Here is a 15,635-nt window from a genome sequence, read left to right as displayed (position 1 = left end):
CTTGCCACTCTAGGGCAAAGCGACAAGATAAGGTGTGGTCCATGAATTTTTATCGCTTTCCTCCAGCGCATCCGCGGCGCCTTTTCTGCGCCGTCATTGCGTTCGTGGCGGTGGTTCTTGCCCTGCCCATGATCGTGCAGGCGGCGCTGGGGGATTCTTCCGCAGACGTCGAGCAGGTCACCCTAGCCGAGCCCAGCCAGGACTGGGAGATTGACGTTCCCGATCTTTATTGCGAGCGCGACTATGAATCCCTCGCCAGCATCGGCTGGAACTGCGGCGATGTCAGCGTACAAGCCACCCTTACCGAGGATGCCAAAGACGATGCCACCACCTTGCGCCGCATGGTCCGCGCCCTAGCCATGGCGCCTTTGCCGGCCGATGCCCCTACCTTCGACGGCACTAACGGGGCACTCCTGCTTGCCGACGCCCCCTCCTCCACCGCCGCCCTCTCCCTCGACGGCACCGGCGAGGACGAAAACAAGGATTGGGTGGTCACCGTGACCGGCAAGGGTGAGCAGGCCCGCGCCACCGCCTCCCGCATTTGGCATGCCTTCGGCCAAAAGGATCTACCCGCCGATGCCGATTCAGAATTCGCTGATTTCTCCGGGGAGTTGATGTTCTAGATGTCTAAGCTCTTTCGCACCACGCTGTGGATCTTATCCGCCATTGGACTCATCGCCTTCTTTTTCCAGACGCTAAGCACATTTTTGATTTCTCCCCTGATGGGCCTGCTCAGCCTGCTCATCGCCGCCATACTCGTGGCGCTGGTCATCTACCTTCTGCAGCGCAGCCCCATGTGGGCCCGCCCGGCGCGCCTATGGGCCACGCTGGCTTTCCTTTGGGGCGGCGGAGTAGCCGTTGCCTTGGCGCTTATCAGCGCTGGGCCGGTCATGCAGCTCGCCATTGGCTCCGGCTGGGTCGACGCCATGATGTCGTGGAGCGGTGCCTATCCGGAAGAAATTTCTAAGGCCACCGGCGTAATCTTCGTGCTCATGTCCTTCCGCCAGCTCAACCGCCCGTGGCACGGCTGGATGGTGGGCGCAGTGGTGGGCCTTGGCTTCGAGGCCTGCGAAAATATCCTCTACGGCGCCATGGGCGCCACCATGCATCCTGATAGCGATATCCAGGGGCTTTTTGAAATGTGGGGCCTGCGCCTTATCGCCGGTCCTGGCCTACACGTATTGCTCACCGCGCTGGCCGGCTGGGGCATCGGCTGGGCACTCTATGCCGCCGCCAAACCCTGGTGGTGGCGCATCGGAGTCTTCCTCGGCGCCCTAGCCGCCTCCTTTACACTGCACTTCTGCTGGAATTACCTGCACGATTCCGAGGTGGCCTCGATCATCCAAGCCGTTGTCGTGGCGCTTATTCTTTACCCGCTGAGCATCTGGCTGGTGCTGCGCGGTAATAAGCTTGCCAAAACCGACGAGAGCTACAGCCACAGCACCGCCGAAGACGCCCTCGCCTTCATCCGTTAGCACTTGCACAAAATTATTGAGGTACCCAAGTTTCGTTTTAATAAGCGGGAAAACTTGGGGTACGTCACTCGACTATTTCGCCATCGCTGCAGCCAAGAAGCTTCGTAATTCTTGTCCCAGGTTTTCTAAGTCCGTGCAAGCAAAATGGCCAGGGTTCCACACCAAATACAGCGGTACCCCTTGCAGACTTTCATTCCCTGCGGTGATTCCTAGCGGTACCAAATCAGATTCCGCAATTTCAGTACATATAGCCAACGCTCTTCCCGCTTTAGCCAGAGCCAATAAGGTTGCGGTGTCATCGCATTCAATTACTTCTCCGAGCGAGGCACCGACAGTGCCGAGGAAAGCATCAAAGAGCGTCCGAGACACGCTTCGGTGAGTAGGTAGCGCCAATCTATATTGGATTAGCTGCGAAATATCAACACTACTTTGATGTGCGAGCTCACAATTTGGAGCTACCCAAACCCGAATAGGTGCATACCCCAATGCGTGGAAACTTAGGCCTTCCCGCGGCGGTAGCGGCGATACCACTGCGTCAGCGCTACCTTCCAAAGCCTTAAAAGCCGCATAGTGTTCTATCGGTTGAGTAGTAAGGACTGGAGTTCCTACTCTTGCGGTGGCAATCAGCGGAGCCAAAAGGGTGGAAATAGTAGTTTGCGTTGCTGCTATAGTTAGCTGCTTCACGGAACCGTGCCGCAGACTATCCGCGGCTTGCTCAGCTCTGCGGTTTTCGGCATAGAGACGGCGGCATGAAGAAACAAGAGAGCGTCCCGCCTCATTGAGCCGCAGTGCGGAACTGGAGGAGCCGCCAGCACTAGTTCCCCGCTCCAACAGCTCTAAACCAACTTCTTTCTCAAAGCGTCGCAATTGACGGCTAAGTGCCGGTTGAGTGATGCCAAGTCGGTCCGCTGCCGCCGTTACTGTGGGTGAATCCGCCAGGGTAAGGAAATATTTGACGCGTTGAATATCCACCCGACCATTTTAACCACTGATTATGTCTAATGGTAATGAAACTATGACATGTTAGGCATTAGACAGGCATGGCATCACAAATGGATAATACGCAGGGTGATTTACTGCACATTTTTCGAGGAGTGACCGTTATGTCTCATCGCCACGTTGGTACCGCTATTGCTGAATCGCTTGAAGCCCATGGCACTGCCCGAGCCTTCCTCGTCCCCGGTGAAAGCTTTCTTCCCGTATTGGACGGACTGTATAACTCGCCGGTACAGGCCATTGTGTCCCGCCAAGAAGGGGGCGCGTCTTATATGGCAGAGGCATATGGCAAAGCTACCGGCGAACCCGGTGTAGCTATGGTTACCCGCGGCCCCGGAGCTTCCAATGCCTTCGTGGGAGTCCACACCGGCTGGCAAGACGGTACCCCAATGGTAATCTTCATCGGGCTCATTCCCTTTTCCGACCGCGACCGCGAGTCTTTTCAGGAGTTTGATCCCAAGGCTTGGTTTGGCACGCAAGCTAAACAGGTCTTCGTACTCGATGATCCAAAGCGTGCGTCCCGGGTCGTGGCAGAAGCCTTTTTCCAGGCCAAACAAGGTCGCCCTGGACCGGTCATCGTCGGATTACCTGAAGACGTCCTCTACCAGGACTTTGACGGTGAAATCGAGGTGCCCATTCCAGTGACTGAGGGAGCCGTTTCCGGTGCAGATATCTCCTATATTTCAGAGAAGCTAACTGCTGCCCAGAAACCTTTAATGTTCGTTGGGGGCGGCCGATGGACTCCAGAATGCGCGCGAACTATTGAGAAATTCGCCGAAGAAAATCAGATTCCTGTTGTTCATGATTTCCGCGCCAGCGACCGCATTTCCTTTTCTTCACCGGCAAATGCCGGCTGGTTAGGATACGGACGTAATGAGCGTGCAGCGCAACTCCTAAAGCAAGCCGATGTGCTGATTGAAGTAGGAGCCGTCCTTACCGATGTCCCCTCCGATGGCTATACCTTGCGCCAAGATCCACACTCGGAAAATATCGTAGTCAATATCGACACTGGTCTACGCGGGCATTCCGGCACCGTCAGCCGCCACGTCTTATCCTCCCCTGTAGCATTTGCTTCAGCGGTTAAGGATATTGATGCCGGAGAGATATCGGCAGAACAAACAGAGTGGTTTGCTGCTGCCCATCGCGCTCACCAAGAGTTTGCCACGCTTCCAGACGAGGCGGGATGGCGAGAAAATTCCGCCGATTCTGCCCACATGGAAGCCGTAATTAAAGCACTCCAAGAACAACTCCCGCACGATGCTATTTTCACTTTTGGTGCAGGAAACCATTGCATTTGGGCACAACAGTATTTAGCGACCGAGCATTTTCCTTCACAGCTAGCTGCGCGCAATGGCTCTATGGGATATTCCGTACCAGGCGCCGTATCGGCCAAGTTGCAGTTTCCTGAACGCACTGTAGTTGCCATTGCCGGTGACGGAGAATACCTAATGAACGGTCAAGAACTTGCCACTGCTTTGCAGTTTGCAGCGCCATTTTTGACAGTGATTATGTCCAACGGTGAATTCGGCACTATCCGCGACCACCAGAAGAACCACTTCCCCGATCGCGTGTCAGGAACGCAGCTAGCAAATCCGGACTTTGCTGCCGTTGCCCGCGGTTATGGCGCCTATGGAGAGTCCGTGAATACTGATGCGGATGTCCCCGGCGCCATCGAACGCGCTTTAGAAGCAGTAAAGAACGGCACCCCAGCCGTGGTCAATGTGTACACAGATCAAGATCTTTCACTTCCCCCAGCAAAACGAGACCAATCTACGTAGCGGCAGACTTTAACCGATAAAGCACCATTTCTATGTAGGGGACGTCGCTAGGCACAATAGGTGATAATCCTGTAATTGAGTGAAAGCTCCTCAGCCGGTTAATCACTGTGTTGCGATGGCAATTTAACGCACGAGCAGTGGTCTTGACGGAGCCATCAACAAAATAGGATTTGACGGTTTTAACCAGCTTAATACGTTCCTTTTCTGGCAGCTTCTGAATGTAACTTACTCGTTCATCGATGAGACCAGGAAGCAAGCGGTACCCATAGCTGCTTAGCGCAATAGGGAAAGCTTCTTTAGCCGTCAATAGTCCAGCACCACCAATGGTGTCAGTGTTTTCCATATCCATAGCCATTTCGATGAGCCCGGCAATACAGGCACGCACCGCACCAAGCCCGCGCTGGGCTGGAAGAACAATACTAGCCACAGCTTTTGCGGAATCCTCGCAAGGGTGTGCCCCACCTTTACAGGCTTCCTTGGCCGTGGTTTCTGAACTCTCCTCAGCGTCAGCAGCCCCATTCGTATCTACGACTGTGGGATAAAATGCGCAAAAAGACTGGCGCATATAGATCCCCCAAGCCGCACCAGCCGTCAAGTAAGGCGCTAAAGCCTGTTCCAATTTGGCGGCATGTGCGGGACCAGCAACAAGAACGTCATATAGCGCATGCTGGTCTAGACCTACATGTTGAGCTATAGCTTCAAGATCGGTATCGCTTAACTTTGAGGCACCAAAAAGTCTTTCCAAGTGACGCTGCGCGCTAACGCGTGCATCATTACGCATCGCCGCATGCTGCTGCATAAAAGCTACTCTTACTTGGGAAGAGATCTCGTCCACCGCAGCTTGCACTCGTTCGGCGTGGGAAATAAGCGCACTTTGCGTCTGCGGTGTAGACCTTGCCGCCAACCCGCGCCACAGAACGATGAAATCAAGGCGCATAATTTCAACAACCGCGTTGATTGAAATCCCCTGAAGAGCGCGTAACCGTCCGAGCTCTTGTAAGCGTCGATCAAGGGCAGCTTGTTCACCTGCAGGAAGAGCTTGCGCCCCCTGAGGGGTGTCCCATAGCCTGGCAATCAAAGCGGTAAAGACAGCGTGCGAGGTTTGCCGTAAGTCTTCTTCATCAACCGCAGCATCCCCATAAGGACTGCGGGCAGAGAACTCCAGTATGAACTCATCAACGAATGAATCCACGTCTCCTTCAATACTGCGGACGAGGGCATTCCATTCAGAATCTTCCTCACCTGAAGCCATAGATACTCCCTCCCAGCGAAGCTAGCTACTCATCCATCTTCATTGTGCATTTGCACAACTATGAAGACTTTATTCCATCACTTTCCCAAAGCCTCTAATAAAACGTTACCCACATCGCTAAACTACTTTTGTGTGATGCATGCTACATAGAATCAAGGAGGGAATTCATGCCTGCCTCGGAAACACAAGACACCCCTTCATTTATCGATGACTTTCACACCATGTCATCATTCGGTGCCACCCCCGGAGGCGGAATCGACCGACAAGCAGCCACTGACGATGACGCTGCGGTACGCCGCTGGTTCCACTCTTGGCTTGAAAATCAGAGATTCCGTGTCGAATACGATGAAATTGGCAATCAATACGGCCTACTAGAGTTCGTTAATGATGCCGACTTTGTTTTAACCGGATCGCACATGGATTCTCAGCCTCTTGCAGGGCGTTTTGACGGTTCATACGGTGTACTTGCCTCTGCACACGCCGCACTCGAAATCAAACGCCGCGTAGAAAGTGGCGAGTTAATTCCAACCCAAAACCTTGCAGTCGTTAACTGGTTTAACGAAGAGGGTTCTCGCTTTACCCCCTCTATGATGGGCAGCTCCGTCTACACAGGAAAGATGGACCTAGATATCGCCTACGCGTCAACCGCGCTAGACGGAACCACCGTCCGCTCCGAGCTGGAAAGGCACGAGTTCGTCGGCACTTTTACCCCGCCGCAAGCAGTCTCATATGCCGAGATACATGTAGAGCAAGGTCGTGGAATGGATAACTCTGGAGCAACGCTTGGCCTTGTGGCTGAGACTTGGGGAGCTAAGAAATTCCAAGTCACCGTCCAAGGCGAACAAGGCCATACCGGTTCTACCTTGCTAGCAGACCGTAAAGATGCGCTATTTGGAGCTTCGATCCTAATTTCGGAACTCCGCCGCTATGCCGAAGCCCGCGCAGGGCACCCATTGCAGGCTTCCGTCTCCACGATGAAGGTCTTGCCAAATTCCCCAGTTACTATCGCTCGCGAAGTGCAAATGAATCTAGATCTTCGCTCACCCGATTGGGATACGCTTAATGAGGGGTACGCGGCTGTACGCAGCATCATTTCCAAGGCAGAAGAAGAAGCCAAAGTGAAAATTGAGCTCAAGCCCACCCACGAGTGGAAACTTTCGCCGTATCAATCTGAAGGCATCGAATTGGCTCGGTCCGTCGCTGCTGAACTCGGAATGAAGCACGAAAAAGTGCAAACAGTAGCTGGCCACGATTCAACCAACATGAAAGACGTCTGCCCAACCGTGATGCTTTTCGTTCCAAGCGTAGAAGGCATTTCTCACAACGAAAAAGAGTTCACCAAAGATAAAGACATGGAAGACGGTGTGCGCATGATGACCGCCATATTAGCTGAGCTCTGCGAAGGTGTACTACGCACCTAATCGCGCTTGCTTCCGCCAATCACCAGACTAAAACCGCACCATATTCGCTCTATTCAATGACTAAGGACTACTATGAGCACCCCAATTCATGAGCTTCCAGGTACGGAAAGTTCTGACTCCTCACCTAACCAAGAACATCATTCCCCGCAGGCACAAAAGACGAAGCCGGCCGGCTCCACCCTTTCCTGGATAATTACACTTTTTGGCACCGCCGTTGGTGCCGGCATCCTCTTTTTACCGCTTAACGCCGGATCCTTCGGTTTTTGGCCATTGGTTTTTGCCACGGTATTCATCTTCCCGTTGGTATATTTTTCCCACCGCACCTATGCCCGCATAGTCAGCGGCGCCCCACCCGAGCAACACGGCAAAGATGTCTTAGAACTGGTGCGATACTACTTAGGCCGCAATAGTGGCCTTTTCATCGCTGTACTGTATTGGCTGGCCATCGTGCCGACAGTTTTTATTTACGGCACCAGTATCACCAATGTGGTCGATAGCTTCATCGTCAACCAACTCGGCGGTCCTAGCATCAACCGTTGGATTTTGTCGATAGTCTGCGTGGGCGTAATGACCGGACTTTTTGCCATCGGCCGCCGGCCCATGTTGTGGCTGGCACAAATGCTGGTCTATCCGCTCATCATCGCCCTAGCAGCGACTTCAATCTATCTCATTCCCCAATGGGATATCGATAGCTTTATCCACTTTGAATACGAAGGCGGCGCCTGGGGCATCCTCAAAGGCATCCTGCTCATTCTGCCCGTGCTCGTCTTCTCCTTTTCCCACATGGCCGCACTCTCCCAATTCTCCGTAGACATGCAGCCTACCTACGGTAAAAAGACCGAGAAACACGTTTCTCGTACGGAGTTCTACACCGCCGCCTTGCTTGTTGTCTTTACCATGTTCTTCGTCTGGTCTTGCGTTTTCGCGCTCGGCGCGGACGGCATGAAAGAAGCAACCGAACAAAACATCCCCGTGCTGTCCTATTTTGCTAATTCAACGGGTACACCGTTCATGGCCTATATGGCACCAATCCTGACGATGTGCGCGATCATCTCCTCATATTTCGGTCATATGTTGGGCTCTGAAGAAGGTACGGAATACCTGCTGCGCATTGCAGTTCCTCGTTTGGCAAATAAGCTATCCCGCCGCGCACTGCTCAACACCATCTACGCCATCGTATTCGTCGTAACCACTCTCGTCGCCATATTTAACCCCTCCATTATCAACATGATTTCCATCGTCGGCGGAATCTTCGTTGCTTTCTTGGTTTATTTGCTGCCGGTCTACATGTTCAAAAAAGTCGATGCTTATTTCCAATTCAAGAACGACATTTGGAACTACTTCGTCTTCGGCATGGGACTTCTCATCATTGCTGTGACCATATGGAATCTCATTTAGGAGCCTTCCTTTGTGGTGATTGCCGGTCCGCACCCCCTGTCTACTTCACCATCGTTCTGCCCACTAATCGATTCCAACGTTAAGGAGATGCACTACTCATGCTGCGCGACGATTTGCACAAGTTCCCTGACTATAAGCCAGGAAAATCTGCACCTAATAAGCTCAAGCTTTCCGCGAATGAGATTCCCAATCCACCGTTGCCTTCCGTCTTAGGTGCCATGACACGAGCTGCTTCATGTGCAAACCGATACCAAGTTAATGGTTCTCCAGAGCTGCGTGCAGAGTTGTCGTCCTACTTGGAATTGCCAGAAGAAAATATTGCCGTAGCTCCTGGTGCTTCTGCCATTGTGCAGCAAGCAGTTATGGCGACCTGCCATACGGGTGACGAGGTTATTTTCCCGTGGCGATCCTTTGAAGCTTATCCACTCTACGTCCGTATGGCCGGTGCCGAACCCATTATGACCTCGCTTACGGAAGATGAGCGTCTTGATCTCGACGCCGTCATCGGCGCTATAACGCCAAAGACACGACTAATTATTTTGTGCAACCCAAACAACCCTACTGGCACCACCATCAGCCAGCAGGAATTTGACCACTTTATGGCCAAGGTACCGAAAAATATCGTCGTTCTTCTGGACGAGGCTTATTGGGAATACAACGATGATCCGGATACCCCTAATGGCGCCCAAGAAGTCCGCAATTACCCAAACCTCATTAGTGCCCGAACGTTTTCGAAAGCTTTTGGCTTAGCCGGCGCACGTGTTGGTTATGGCATGGGGTCACCGGAACTAATTAATGCTCTCAATCTCCTCGCCCTACCTCTCACCGTTAGCTACATAGGTGAACTGGGCGCCATCGCAGCCCTCCACGCCCAAGACGAGCTGCAGGAACGAGTGGACGAAACTAAGCGTCAGCGCACCCGAGTGGCCCAAGCCCTAGGGGTCCCAGAATCACGGGCAAACTTTGTCTGGATACCGCGTGGAGATGCTGAAGAAGTAGAGCACAAAATTTACGAAGAAGGTGTTGTAATTCGCCGCTACCTCGATGAAGGCGTACGCGTTTCTATTACCACCGAGGAGGAAACCACAGCATTCCTAAACGCTTGGGAGCGCGCTGGTATTCAGCCCTGGGAAGGCTGACCGACCGAGTCCGCGGACCCAAGATTTGGTTCCCACCGCGCCCCAGTCACCGCAAAAGAAAACGCGATGGATTACTTGAACTGGTTAAATTTCTCTATGAGAGCCTGTAATCCCTCGCGCCATAGGTGCTCTGGAATCGCTAGCGAAGGTAGTAGGCGGATGACGTTATGGTCGAGACCGCAGGTCAAAATGAGGATCCCCTCCTCTTTCATCGCTGCTGCTATTTTATGCACCAGCTCATCATCCGGATCGCCGTTCTCAGTGACAAATTCAAGTGCCAGCATCGCACCGCGGCCCCGAAAATCAAGCACACGTTCATCCCGTGTAAGTTCTGCCAGCTCTTCCCGTGCGACTTCTTCCAAGCGAGTCGCACGAGCGCCGAAGTCTTTATCCTCAAATTCTTTAAATGTGGCTAAAGCTGCAGCGCAAGCCACGGGGTTTCCGGTATAAGTTCCGCCAAGACCTCCCGGCTGCGGGGCATCCATAATCTCGGCGCGGCCAGTAACAGCAGAAAGCGGCATTCCAGAGGCGATACCCTTTGCAGTCGTTATCATATCGGGGACGATGCCCTCGTGTTCGCTAGCAAACCATGTACCGGTACGCATCATTCCAGCTTGGATTTCATCCGCAATAAAAATAACTCCATTTTCATTGCACCACTTCACCACTGATGGAAGGTAGCCCTCCGCCGGAACGACAAAGCCACCTTCCCCTTGAATAGGCTCGATGACCACACAGGCTAAGTTGGCGGCGCCAATTTCTTGCTCCAGTGTGGCGATAGTGCGCTTCGCTGCTTCTTCACCGCTGAGCCCATCACGAACTGGATAAGACATGGGGGCACGGAAGATATCCGGAGCGAAGGGCCCGAACCCAGACTTATAAGGATCCTGCTTGGCGGTCATTGCCATAGTGAGGTTAGTACGACCATGAAAAGCGCGGTCCATCACTGCAACGCTAGTTTTCCCAGTGTAGTTACGAGCAATCTTGACCGCATTTTCCACTGCTTCTGCGCCCGAGTTGAATAAGACGGTTCGCTTTTCATGGTCACCAGGAGTCACCTCATTAAGTTTTTCCGCCACCTCAACATAAGAGGGGTACGGCGAAATGGGAAAAGACGTATGAGTAAAGTGGGCAACCGCGTCTTGGACTGCCTTTACGACGGCCGGGTTAGAGGCACCGGCTGAGGTCACTGCAATACCAGAGGCCAGGTCAATAAATTGATTTCCGTCAATGTCCACTAGAATTCCGCCGTCAGCATCCACAACGTAACCTGGCAGACCTGGATTAAGTCCAGCAGGAAGTGCTGCCTTACGCCGCGCGTCCCACTCGGCGCTCTTCACCCCAGGGAGATTTCCCACTATTTTGCGGGCTTGCTCCAAACAGTACTCAAGGTCCTGCATATTGTGTCCTTTCTCAATGGTGCTTGCTCAATCTACCCAAACACATTGTGACCTCCCCCACATGCCGTTTTCTACATACACTATGGCGAATATTTTTTAATGTTCTATACAGAACGTATAGACGCACTAATGCCGATAAGGACACTCCCCCATGGGCACCATTACATTTAAGTGGCTTTTCCATCAAAGTAAACTAAAACTCCGCCCGATCCACTCCCCGCAAGAATTTTTCACCACGGTCCAAGCCAGTGAGCTAAAAGATCCCACTGAGTTCACCAAGACTGGCGCAGTCGTATTCACCTTAGGCCTTGCTTTTAAAAATCTGCCTGAGGATTTTTCAGGCTACGCGCGCACACTAGCATCGGCTGGCGTACACGGTATCGGGTTTGGGACCGGACTTTTCTTCTCCACAGTCCCTCCGGAATTAATACAGGCATGCATCGACTACGAGCTCACACTCTTCGAAGTTCCCCGTGCCATTCCTTTTATCTCAATAATCAACGCCGTAAACGCGGAATTGACCCGCCAAGACCAAGAACGACAACACGCTTTTCAGCGTCAGCAAGAACGCTTGAATCATGCCGCCACGCAAGGAATTAGCAAACTCATCACCCAAGCTGGAAAAGAACTCCACGCCGCAGTTGCCCTTACAAACGCCCAGGGGGTTGAAATCACCAATGCCCAATACGACGGAATCGATGCTCTACAAGCAGCGCAGAGCGCTGTTAGTTCCGTCTCCGATTTACCACCCTCCGCGCGATCTTTAAGTTCCAAGAATGAGCGGAATGTATCGACGATCGTTACTACTTTTCAGAATAATTGCCAGCATCAATACGGGCTCGCAGTCTGTGCCACCGAGAAAATAGGAACTTTTCAACGCGCTCTCATCCGCCATGTTGTAGGCCTGTCAACCCTGCTTTTGCAGCCGGCTCATTCCCACATCCAGCACACGTTGGGTCAGCTGACCCTAGCAGTCCAGTTGCAATTGGCAGTACCGAAACAGTTGGAAACTGCCTTTGGCATGCTGTCCGCATCCAATAACATCAATGTCTACTTGGTATGTACCGACTCCCCGGCACAACTGCGCCGAGTACTAGCATCGCTCAAATCCCCAACAGCGCAAGGGGGAACCCACCATTTCCACCTAAATGTCGACGACTCAGCCGTCCTCATTGTCACTCCCCCTACAGACACTATTCTGCAGGATAAAGAGAGCTTTCCCCGACTGCCTTCCACAGCTCGAGTTTCATTTCTTCCGCAATTACCGTGGCGTGAGCTCAACTCGGATCTTTTAGTGCAGATGACTACACACGCCCACAGTCTGGACCGCGGGACTAGCCATCGTTATTCCTCACCTGCACCGGATTGGTTATATAACCCGAGCGTACAAGAAGCCTTGAAAAATCGGCGTCGCACTACCACTGATAAATTGGCCGAGTATGACAGCACCCACAACTCGGATCTGCTTCCTACACTGAAAGCTTTCTTGCTCGCTGGGTCTCAGATCGCCTCCGCTGCAGAACGCCTCGCTGTCCACCGCCATACGGTGCGCGCCCGTATCGAAAAAATTCAAGCGCTCTGCGGAATTGACCTCACAAATCCGGTTATTCGGGCAGAACTCCTCCTTCTCACGGTCAGTAACTAGCGTCCGCGGACCAGTATTTTGTAGACGGTGCTACTGACGCGTTGGAGGAAGATGCCCTGCGCCATCCAACCCCAGCACGCTTTGTAGTTCTGTCAAGCTCTGCAAGTCCTAGTTGCACACACGCATCGGCGTTACCTGCGCCAATGCCTGGTTCGCGCTCGCGCAGGCTTGACGCTCGTAGCTCGCTGCCGTGCGGGTGGCATCGCGGACGGCCTGTCGCGCGGGGCCTTGTAGATTCAAATCGCGTTCGATGCGCGCGCCAATAACTTGGCTAGAACCGCCAGCTGCGGGTAGTGCGCCTGGGGCGTTATGTACGGCACGGGTGACATCTGCGGTATGAGTGCCCGCGTCACCGTAGGTATTGGCGGCTACGGTAAATCCAGGGGCGGTGGATACCGAGGCATGGATGCGGCGATTATCGGACCAGCCAAACTTGGTACCGATAACGCCCGGAATTCGTGAGGTACCAAAATCTTGGCGGTAGCCATCGGCAGCCACAGGGGCGGCGTTAGCCATGCCGGTCATGATGGGTGCGGCAATGGGATCGTGCTGAATACGCGAGGTAAAACGCGCTACGTCCTCGGTGGACGTAGTGGTCGTTCCCCAATACCCGGTGTAGTGCGTTTCGCGCAGTCCAAACTCGTGGATGGTGCTGGGGATGGCTTGCGGGTAGCGGCGATCCAAGTCGGTAGCCACGTTGTCATCGCTGACGCGGATCATGTGCTCCACGCGGGCTTTGTCGGCCGGCGCACCGTATTTTAGGACCCAATAGCCCAAGTAGAGCTTGCTCAAAGACAGTGCGGGGCGAGACTCATGGGCATTAGCGGTGGACACAGTCGCGCCAGAATCATGCCGGACGGTGATCTGGGTGCGCGCGGGCACAGCGTGCGGATCGAGGGTGACAGCCTGGGCGGCAGGGGCGATTGCGAGGGAGAGTGCGGTAACCAGGGAACCTACCGCCAGCTTTTTCATCATGAAAATATAGTAGCGCCCCCGCAGGTGCTACGCACCAGCTTCTACCAGCAGCACTCCCCCGACGATCAGAACCACTCCGAGGGATTTTAACCAGGTGAATGGCTCCTTGAAGAGGAGATATGAGGCGACGGCGGTAAGCGCGACACCAGTGGCAGCCCAGATGCCATAAGCCACGCCCAAGTCCATGCCGGCCTTGAGCACGAGCGCCAAGAAACCATAGGCGCTGACATAACACAGGGCGACGAGCACAACCCAGAAGCGACGACCGGTCACCGCGGACATGCGCAGGCACAGCGTGCCGGTGACCTCAATGGCGGTAGCGAGGAAAAGCAGAAACCAGATCATTGCGGTGCCACCTCCACCGTGCGGTTTTCATCCTCGTGCGGTTTAGCGCCCATTTCCACGCAGAATACGCCGGCCATAATGAGCGCGATGCCAGCGAGTTTTACTGCTCCGAGCGGCTCGCCAAAGAGCGCGGCGGAAAGCAGCGCGGTGGAAATTACTCCGCCGGATGCCCAGAGGCCGTAGGCCACGCCCACATTGACGCCTTTTTGCATGACGCGGTGCAGGAGCACGAAGGCGAGGATGAAACAAAGAGCGGCAACACCGTAGATCCAGAAATGGTCCACGGCGTATTTCAGCGCGATGGTACCCACGACTTCGCTCGCAATCGCGAGAAAAAGGATGACCCAGGCCCTCACTCCATCAACTCCTGTAATTCGCGGGTGTCGATTCCGTGCTCGTGCATTTTAACGCGGCCGCCAGCGTGGGCGATGGCCTCCCGGTCCCAGTAGTCCGCCGCGCGGACGGGATCATGAGAGGTGCCATCGGCGCGGACCACGCGCCACCAGGCGGTACCGGCACCGTGGCGCTTTAACACGGTACCGACATTGCGCGCGCCGCAACCGGCCACCTTAGCCACCTCACCATAGGAGGTGACGTTGCCGGGTGGAATCACGGCCACGACCGCCAATACGCGCTTGACCAGTGGCGACTCACTCATCGCGATTACTGCGGGTCGAGCCCCAGCACGTCATCCGCTTCGGTTGGCTCCTCTTCAGGGGCGTCTTCGACCTCGGTGAGGGTGATGGTCGCACCAGTGGAATCGGCCAAGAGGCACATGCGGCCAAAGGGCGAATCCCATGGTTCGCGGATGACCTCGCCGCCTAGTTCCACGGCCTTCTTCGCAGCGGCGTCGATATCGCGCACGCCCAAGTAGGTCTGCCAGAAGCTCGGCACCTGCGGCGGGAACTGGCCCTCGGCGTTCCACAGGCCGGCAAACGGCGCACCGTCTTCTTCCGCGGTGGCGTAAATGAAGTTCTCATCCTCGGACTGCATGGCGCGAATTTCCCAATTGAAAAGCTCGCCATAAAAATCCATTGCGCGCTGGAAACCCGAGGTAGCGGTGAGCTCGTGCCATACCGGGGTGCCGGGCTCGCCGGCAGCGACAAAGTGTTCTGGGCCGGTGGGTTGAATGAGGCCGAACATGCCACCGGCGGCGTCGGCAAGCAAAGCCATGTGCCCTAGCTGCACTTGCTGCGGCTCCACCAGGATGCGTCCGCCTAGGCTCTCGGCGCGCTGGCAATCACCAGCGATGTCCTTGGAGAGGAAGTAGGTCACCCAAGTATCCGGCATGGGTGCTTCTTCCGGTTGCGGGATAAGTCCGGCGATGGGCAGGCCCTGTAAGCGCGCCATCTGATAGGGCTTTTCCTCCGCGGACTCGGCGGAAATCTCCCACCCCAGCATTTCCTCGTAGAAGTGCGCGGACTTGCGCGGATCCGAGGTGGTCAGGTCAATCCAGTAGGGCATGCCCACTTCAGCTTCGAATGCTGGCATCTACATATTCCTCCACTTTTCCGGATCAAAGTCATCGTCAGCCGTGGCTTCATCAAAGTAATCATCGTCTTCGTCCGGCTCGCCCACCCGTGCGCAAGCATCCTCGATGCACACTTCGTCGCCTGGGTGGAGCGTTGCACCCCGGCGCGTCTCGGGCTCGCCATTGACCGTAACCACGCCTTCCGCGATGAGTTCCTTGGCCTCGCCGCCGGTAGCCACCAAGCTGGCCAGCTTGATGAACTGTCCCAATTTGATGGAATCGCCGTTGATAGGAATGTCTAGCATGCCGCCCAGCTTACCCAGCCCGCGCGTTGCGCTGA

General features: G+C 54.5%; 16 protein-coding genes. 7 read left to right on the top strand and 9 right to left on the bottom strand.

The genetic code is table 11. From position 1 onward, the window contains the following. Nucleotides 1-41: 41 nt before the first annotated feature. Together ACP8J1_RS00640 and ACP8J1_RS00635 are read left to right on the top strand one after the other, a co-directional pair. A complete protein-coding gene (locus tag ACP8J1_RS00640) occupies nt 42-623 on the top strand; it encodes a hypothetical protein (protein WP_023020337.1) in 582 nt (193 codons plus the stop codon). Further along, the gene (locus ACP8J1_RS00635) at nt 624-1,475 is read left to right on the top strand and encodes a PrsW family intramembrane metalloprotease (protein ID WP_023020336.1); all 852 of its coding nucleotides are present in this window, start codon (nt 624-626) and stop codon (nt 1,473-1,475) included. It begins immediately after the preceding gene. Between the two features lie 72 nt (nt 1,476-1,547). On the opposite strand, the gene ACP8J1_RS00630 is transcribed toward ACP8J1_RS00635, so the two are convergent. Beyond that, the gene (locus ACP8J1_RS00630; RefSeq protein ID WP_023020335.1) at nt 1,548-2,447 is read right to left on the bottom strand and encodes a LysR family transcriptional regulator; all 900 of its coding nucleotides are present in this window, start codon (nt 2,445-2,447) and stop codon (nt 1,548-1,550) included. Between the two features lie 131 nt (nt 2,448-2,578). Between ACP8J1_RS00630 and ACP8J1_RS00625 the strand changes: the two genes are divergently transcribed. Beyond that, nucleotides 2,579-4,249, top strand: coding sequence for a thiamine pyrophosphate-dependent enzyme (locus tag ACP8J1_RS00625; protein WP_023020334.1), 1,671 nt, complete (start codon nt 2,579-2,581; stop codon nt 4,247-4,249). Here ACP8J1_RS00625 and ACP8J1_RS00620 read toward each other — a convergent pair. Next, nucleotides 4,242-5,501 (bottom strand): RsbRD N-terminal domain-containing protein, encoded by a 1,260-nt coding sequence (locus ACP8J1_RS00620; protein ID WP_023020333.1) that lies wholly within the window; start codon nt 5,499-5,501, stop codon nt 4,242-4,244. The two genes, ACP8J1_RS00625 and ACP8J1_RS00620, sit on opposite strands and share 8 nt — an antisense overlap. 167 nt (nt 5,502-5,668) lie before the next feature. On the opposite strand from ACP8J1_RS00620, the gene ACP8J1_RS00615 reads away from it, so the two are divergent. The 3 genes from ACP8J1_RS00615 to ACP8J1_RS00605 all read left to right on the top strand — a co-directional run bounded on the left by ACP8J1_RS00615 (nt 5,669) and on the right by ACP8J1_RS00605 (nt 9,459). After that, complete coding sequence (locus ACP8J1_RS00615; RefSeq protein WP_023020332.1) at nt 5,669-6,922, top strand: M20 family metallo-hydrolase; 1,254 nt, start codon at nt 5,669-5,671, stop codon at nt 6,920-6,922. 72 nt (nt 6,923-6,994) lie between these two features. Continuing rightward, nucleotides 6,995-8,320 (top strand): SLC5/6 family protein, encoded by a 1,326-nt coding sequence (locus ACP8J1_RS00610; protein WP_023020331.1) that lies wholly within the window; start codon nt 6,995-6,997, stop codon nt 8,318-8,320. A 98-nt stretch (nt 8,321-8,418) separates the two neighbouring features. Further along, on the top strand, nt 8,419-9,459 hold the full coding sequence (locus ACP8J1_RS00605) for a histidinol-phosphate transaminase (protein ID WP_023020330.1): 1,041 nt from the start codon (nt 8,419-8,421) through the stop codon (nt 9,457-9,459). A gap of 71 nt (nt 9,460-9,530) precedes the next feature. Here ACP8J1_RS00605 and gabT read toward each other — a convergent pair whose 3' ends face one another. After that, nucleotides 9,531-10,859 (bottom strand): 4-aminobutyrate--2-oxoglutarate transaminase, encoded by a 1,329-nt coding sequence (gene gabT / locus ACP8J1_RS00600; protein WP_023020329.1) that lies wholly within the window; start codon nt 10,857-10,859, stop codon nt 9,531-9,533. Nucleotides 10,860-11,010: 151 nt separating this feature from the next. Between gabT and ACP8J1_RS00595 the strand changes: the two genes are divergently transcribed. After that, nucleotides 11,011-12,504, top strand: coding sequence for a PucR family transcriptional regulator (locus tag ACP8J1_RS00595; protein ID WP_023020328.1), 1,494 nt, complete (start codon nt 11,011-11,013; stop codon nt 12,502-12,504). Nucleotides 12,505-12,612: 108 nt separating this feature from the next. On the opposite strand, the gene ACP8J1_RS00590 is transcribed toward ACP8J1_RS00595, so the two are convergent. From ACP8J1_RS00590 to ACP8J1_RS00565, 6 genes are read right to left on the bottom strand one after another with little or no spacing between them, the layout of a single operon-like run. Further along, the gene (locus tag ACP8J1_RS00590) at nt 12,613-13,479 is read right to left on the bottom strand and encodes a hypothetical protein (RefSeq protein WP_023027793.1); all 867 of its coding nucleotides are present in this window, start codon (nt 13,477-13,479) and stop codon (nt 12,613-12,615) included. Nucleotides 13,480-13,506: 27 nt separating this feature from the next. Further along, the gene (locus ACP8J1_RS00585; RefSeq protein ID WP_023027792.1) at nt 13,507-13,824 is read right to left on the bottom strand and encodes a DMT family transporter; all 318 of its coding nucleotides are present in this window, start codon (nt 13,822-13,824) and stop codon (nt 13,507-13,509) included. Beyond that, a complete protein-coding gene (locus ACP8J1_RS00580; RefSeq protein ID WP_023020326.1) occupies nt 13,821-14,180 on the bottom strand; it encodes a DMT family transporter in 360 nt (119 codons plus the stop codon). The genes ACP8J1_RS00585 and ACP8J1_RS00580 overlap by 4 nt, the downstream gene beginning before the upstream one ends. Further along, complete coding sequence (locus ACP8J1_RS00575) at nt 14,177-14,482, bottom strand: MGMT family protein (RefSeq protein ID WP_023020325.1); 306 nt, start codon at nt 14,480-14,482, stop codon at nt 14,177-14,179. The genes ACP8J1_RS00580 and ACP8J1_RS00575 overlap by 4 nt, the downstream gene beginning before the upstream one ends. 5 nt (nt 14,483-14,487) lie before the next feature. After that, complete coding sequence (locus ACP8J1_RS00570) at nt 14,488-15,315, bottom strand: VOC family protein (protein ID WP_023020324.1); 828 nt, start codon at nt 15,313-15,315, stop codon at nt 14,488-14,490. Next, nucleotides 15,316-15,600, bottom strand: a complete 285-nt coding sequence (locus ACP8J1_RS00565; protein ID WP_023020323.1) for an RNA-binding S4 domain-containing protein — start codon at nt 15,598-15,600, stop codon at nt 15,316-15,318. Nucleotides 15,601-15,635: the final 35 nt, after the last annotated feature.

Source organism: Corynebacterium sp. LaCa_205 (assembly GCF_057458085.1).
The sequence above is the reverse complement of the archived record's forward strand: the minus strand, read 5'-3'. Positions and strand labels throughout refer to the sequence as shown.

Excerpts from the sequence above, each read along its gene's own strand:
- ACP8J1_RS00605 (WP_023020330.1), top strand. The coding sequence starts at position 8,419 with ATGCTGCGCGACGATTTGCACAAGTTCCCTGACTATAAGCCAGGAAAA.
- ACP8J1_RS00565 (WP_023020323.1), bottom strand. The coding sequence starts at position 15,600 with ATGCTAGACATTCCTATCAACGGCGATTCCATCAAATTGGGACAGTTC.
- ACP8J1_RS00585 (WP_023027792.1), bottom strand. The coding sequence starts at position 13,824 with ATGATCTGGTTTCTGCTTTTCCTCGCTACCGCCATTGAGGTCACCGGC.
- gabT (WP_023020329.1), bottom strand. The coding sequence starts at position 10,859 with ATGCAGGACCTTGAGTACTGTTTGGAGCAAGCCCGCAAAATAGTGGGA.
- ACP8J1_RS00635 (WP_023020336.1), top strand. The coding sequence starts at position 624 with ATGTCTAAGCTCTTTCGCACCACGCTGTGGATCTTATCCGCCATTGGA.
- ACP8J1_RS00575 (WP_023020325.1), bottom strand. The coding sequence starts at position 14,482 with ATGAGTGAGTCGCCACTGGTCAAGCGCGTATTGGCGGTCGTGGCCGTG.
- ACP8J1_RS00620 (WP_023020333.1), bottom strand. The coding sequence starts at position 5,501 with ATGGCTTCAGGTGAGGAAGATTCTGAATGGAATGCCCTCGTCCGCAGT.
- ACP8J1_RS00595 (WP_023020328.1), top strand. The coding sequence starts at position 11,011 with ATGGGCACCATTACATTTAAGTGGCTTTTCCATCAAAGTAAACTAAAA.
- ACP8J1_RS00610 (WP_023020331.1), top strand. The coding sequence starts at position 6,995 with ATGAGCACCCCAATTCATGAGCTTCCAGGTACGGAAAGTTCTGACTCC.
- ACP8J1_RS00570 (WP_023020324.1), bottom strand. The coding sequence starts at position 15,315 with ATGCCAGCATTCGAAGCTGAAGTGGGCATGCCCTACTGGATTGACCTG.
- ACP8J1_RS00590 (WP_023027793.1), bottom strand. The coding sequence starts at position 13,479 with ATGATGAAAAAGCTGGCGGTAGGTTCCCTGGTTACCGCACTCTCCCTC.
- ACP8J1_RS00640 (WP_023020337.1), top strand. The coding sequence starts at position 42 with ATGAATTTTTATCGCTTTCCTCCAGCGCATCCGCGGCGCCTTTTCTGC.
- ACP8J1_RS00625 (WP_023020334.1), top strand. The coding sequence starts at position 2,579 with ATGTCTCATCGCCACGTTGGTACCGCTATTGCTGAATCGCTTGAAGCC.
- ACP8J1_RS00615 (WP_023020332.1), top strand. The coding sequence starts at position 5,669 with ATGCCTGCCTCGGAAACACAAGACACCCCTTCATTTATCGATGACTTT.